Here is a 5,181-nt window from a genome sequence, read left to right on the forward strand (position 1 = left end):
TATTTATAATGTGTGATCCCCCTGCCTGGGATTTTGACTATCATGATTATGAATATAGTGGGTTTATATGGTCAAACGTAATATATGACAATGAGGCACTTACAACTACTGATTATCAGTTGGGGTGTTTTGTTGGAAATGAATGTCGGGGAATTGCACAAACAGCAGATAATTCAATTGTGGATTATACAGACCCATTTGATCAGATAGCTGTTATGCCAATGGTATATACTAATAATGCAACAGGTACTGAAACAGTAACATTTATGCTATATAATGAAGATACTGAGGAATATATTGATTGTTATACAACAACTGAATTATCTGCTAATATGGTATTAGGAAGCGGATTAGATCCTTTTATGATAAGGGCTTGCACTTATAGTGTAATTTATCATGTTATGATTGGATATCATACAACTCAGAATTTTGGTATAGACACGTATACTGAAGTTAACAATGAAACTATATTTAGATGGCGTCCAGAAGTACCCATTGTACAACCCTCTCATATAACTTTTGGAGGTAATGGTCCTATTTGCCTTTTAAATCATCCATCAGAAGCTAATACAGGGACAGACTATCTGATATCTGACAGTGGGTTAACAGATTATTATTCTCAACCTGGGAATGCAATTGAATATGAAGATATCGATAATGTTGTTCAACATGCTGTTGATAAAATAAACCTATGGGTAGAGGATGAGTGGTCAATTGGAGAAGCAGAATATGATGATGCTGAATTTTCAGCAAGTGTAAATGTATCAATAACATTTGTAAGAGATCAGGCAAATTTTCAGGGAGATGCAGATGTAGATCCAGGGTATTGTGATGCAACGTATCATTTAGATTTAGATGATCCAAACTATATAGAAAGTGCAGAAATATATATAAACTGCACACCTGAATTCCTTGTTTATTGTGAACAATTTGATATATACCCTTATTGGGATATTTCACTTGATTCTCCATTAGATCAGGAAGAATATGAAGTATATTTACTGCGTACGCTTATGCATGAAATGCTGCATGCCTGGGGTGTTGGTCATATTGATGCTAATGGCGTAGTGATGCATGACTCGCAAGATGGTTTTTACTCAACTTTAGGAACATTAGATATACGATCATTGCAGAAACTATACGATCCAAATATATGCAATCCTGTGTCAGAAGAAGAAATATTAGAACTCAGTAACTGTTTAACATATGGATATCCCAATCCATTCAATCCGACTATAACAATAGTGTATAAATTAGCTGAAAATATCAAAAATCCATTATTAGAGATTTTTAATATTAAAGGGCAATTGATTAAAGAATACTATTTAGATGAAATAGAAGGAGAAAATGCTATTATTTGGAATGGGAAAGATAAAAATGATAATCAGATGAGTTCAGGAGTCTATTTTTATCGGTTAAGAAATAACGGGAAAATAGTGGAAACCAGGAAAATGACGTTAATAAAATAAGCGGAAAGGTAAATGGTAAAAGCCTTTGGTTGGTCCCTTTGACGCAGATACCTAAGCCCTTTCCGCCAAGAGTACAATAATATTCAAGTAATTATACTGGCAAGGATCAATTATCCAGAATATCCAGTAAATTACCTAAATGAGAAAATAAAAGGAGAATGACAAGATGAAAGCAAAAAACTCATTGATGATCATAATACTATTTTTGGTTACAGTTCAGTTATACTGTATAAATGGTACTAATGATTCTCACAGTCAGATGTTTCCTGTAAATACACAAGCTGATGAAGTAAAACAATTAGTTGATGTACTTCAAACATCAAAACATATTTCCCGTGACAATGAATTAAGAGAAAACCGGACATTAGATACTGAACTGATAATAATAACAGCAGATTCGCTTGAATCTGATTTTGAGGAATTAGCCGAGTTGAAGACAGAAGAGGGCATTGTAACTGAAATTGTTACATTAACAACTATGGGAACAACATCTTCCGCAATAAGAAGCTGGCTGGCTACCCAGAAAGCATCGAATTCTAATCTGCAATATGTGATTTTAGGAGGTGACGAAAGTATTGTCCCAACTCATCAGATAATTTATCCACATGCAGGTGATACGACAACCTCTTCATCTGATTTTTACTATAGCAATGTACTTTCTACCTGGCCCCAAAACGACGATGAGATCATGTATATTGACACTGATATAGATATTTATGTAGGTAGATTACCAGTCAGGAATTCCACAGAGGTAGAGATTTATATAACAAAGTATGAAAATTATCGAACAAATAATACTGAATTTACTGACCATATGAATTTCATTTCAACAAATGTAGCCAAAGATCATCAATATCACATCTATGATAATATTGTTAGAGAAATGATGACCCATACAGGAGAAAATATAGTATGTGATTCTCTGTTATGTGCTGATCTTGTTGACACCTTAAATGGTGCTGCGACAGCTATAGTTGATAAGCTACAAGACAGAGACTATTCTTTCTTATATGGTAATTGGCATGGGATTGACAGGTTTGTGATTTTTGACAGCCAATATAATAAACATTTTCCATGGAGTTGGCTCAATTATTCAAACCATATGCAACAAATTACTATTAATTCAAATATTGTTGAAGAAGGTAGTTGCTATTACGTAGAAGGGAGTGGTGCACACGAAGGTGAATGGCAATATTATTACACAACACCAAGTTATGCATTTCTTCAATTAGAGGATATTCTACCACAAACCTACGGTAACACTTATGTAATGTGGATGTCTTCATGTATGACTATGGATATGAATTTTGTTAGTAGTTCAATGCCCTGTGCAAGAGATTCCAATAATGTTATTATTCAAAATAGTAATATCTATGGATGGTTAGAAGATGTTTATGTAGAATCCGAACCACAACCTATTATAAATGAAGAGAATTGTATTAACGAAGTTTTTTTTAATCAAATTGGTGGCCCTGTAGCTATATATGCATCTTCAGCTATCGATTATCCTAATATAACTAACTCAATTGTAAATGAATTTCTTGATCTTATTTTTATTGAGAATGAAAATAAACTTGGATACCTTACTAATACTGCCTGGGAATTGTATGATCATGCTTTTGATTTATATTTATATCGGTTTCTCTTCATAGGATATACATTATTCGGAGACCCCAGCATGGATGTTTGGAGTGCAGAGGCAAAGCAACTTGTTCTTAGTGAGAATATTGAGTATTCTCCTTTTGGCAGCACACCGACATTTGAGGTTTATGATACAGAGGGTAATTTTGTGGAAGCTCTTGTCTGCGTTATTGATGATGAGGGAGTAATCCAGGGGAAGGGATTATCACCCTATAACTATAATGCTGCAATTGCTGATGACTGGATCATAACAGCAAATAAAGCAAATTATCTTCAAGACAGAAGGGAATATGAGTATCTGAAGTCTTATTCCACTGTTCCATATATTATGGATTTCGAGAATGGTTTGGATAAAAACTGGCGGATATATCCTGATTCCACCTATGGCAGGATACTTGTAACTTCAGAAAATGATCCATATAATGGTGACATGCATTTAACGATGGACTCCAACACAACAGGTCAATATGCAACTAATAGTGCTGAACTGCATTTGAATTTAACTGATAAGAACAGGATAATCTTAGATTTTTATTGGAAAGACATTGCTGACGAAACTAATGCGGAAGATGGTGTATATATTTCTGATGATAATGGATCGAGCTATGTAAAAATCGATTCATTATGTGATGGTAGCGGCTGGGAGCATATAGTAATTGATCTTGATACAGTGATCGCTGCTGAGAGTATGGAATATAATAAGAATTTCATAATAAAATTCCAGCAGCGAGATAATTGTCCAATATCTTCAGATGGATTCGCTTTTGATGATATACAGGTATATTCAATGTATTCAACAATTCCTTATACTACAGGTTTTGAGTCAGGATTAGATGATTACTGGACAACCGAATCATCAACTGGACATGGAAGAGTTATTGTAACAACAGCTAATAATCCTCATTCAGGAAATAAACATCTGACGATGGATGTAGACAGTCTTGGTTATAATTCGCTTAACCGAGCTGACCTGTATCTTGATCTTGAAGATATGAATAATGTAGAATTAGCGTTTTACTGGAAGGATTATAAGGATTCCTACGAAATTACTGATGGTATTTATTTCTCTGAAGATGGTGGTAATAATTTTACAAAAGTATATGATCTGAATGGGGAACATTATGCTGATGATAATTGGGCAAAATACACATTGAATGTTTCCACATTAGCTGCAAATGCTTCGCTTGATCTTACATCACAATTTGTAATTCGAATTCAGCATTATGGGGATGGACCAATTGCTAAAGGAGGCTTCGCTTTCGATGATATCGATGTAAGTGGTAGTAGTCGTGAGAATGAAGATCCAGAAGAAGGGATTATACCTGCCGATATTTCATTAAAATGCTATCCTAATCCTTTTAATCCTGAAATTACAATTAGTTATTCATTATCCCAACCTACTGATGAAGTGAGTATCAGAATTTACAATGTAAAGGGGCAATTAGTTAAAAACTTTTCTAAATGTCCGGCGCAATCAGGAAATCATTCAGTTGTCTGGAATGGCAGAGATGACGAAGGATATATAGCAGGTACCGGAGTTTATTTCATAAGGTTTACCAGTAATAATCAGGAAGAAATGCAGAAGGTAATGCTACTAAAATAATCAGGTGAGAAATTGTTAATGTAATATTTTAAAACCTGGCGTCCCTCACGAGACGCCAGGTTCGCTGTATACGGTGATATCTGGTCATTCTTAAGTCATTTCGATGAGTACATCGCCATAACTCGATAACTTAGCTGGGTGAGAGGGGTAGTAACTGATCGCCAGAAGTCATATCCGGGGTACCGTTCATAACTCCTGCTTGACTGGGTTGGTGGTAACTGTTCGTTCTTAAGTCAATCAACTGGGTACAGTTTCTTAACTCAATAACATGGCTGGGAATTACTATTAAACTGGTTCTATGATAATAACATTACTTCCTAATATTGAGAAGAGATAGAGACATGCAATAATCATAAGTATGGAACAAAAATTGCTTAAATATGACTTAGATAAATTATATTATACACAATGATTAAATCAGAACAAAGAATGTAACGTGTTTAATAGTGGAGGGTTGAGTTTGAAAGT

The 5,181-nt window shown here is 34.5% G+C and carries 2 protein-coding genes; both read left to right on the plus strand.

Going from position 1 to position 5,181, the window contains the following annotated elements:
- Positions 1 to 1,469: T9SS type A sorting domain-containing protein (locus RAO94_09725; protein MDP8322615.1), on the plus strand; the 1,469-nt coding region annotated here is incomplete at its 5' end.
- A 166-nt stretch (positions 1,470 to 1,635) separates the two neighbouring features.
- Complete coding sequence (locus RAO94_09730) at positions 1,636 to 4,713, plus strand: C25 family cysteine peptidase (protein MDP8322616.1); 3,078 nt, start codon at positions 1,636 to 1,638, stop codon at positions 4,711 to 4,713.
- The last annotated feature ends 468 nt before the right edge of the window (positions 4,714 to 5,181 follow it).

The sequence above is a fragment of the Candidatus Stygibacter australis genome, assembly GCA_030765845.1.
Classification (GTDB): Bacteria; Cloacimonadota; Cloacimonadia; order Cloacimonadales; family TCS61; genus Stygibacter; species Stygibacter australis.

Excerpts from the sequence above, each read along its gene's own strand:
- RAO94_09730 (MDP8322616.1), top strand. The coding sequence starts at position 1,636 with ATGAAAGCAAAAAACTCATTGATGATCATAATACTATTTTTGGTTACA.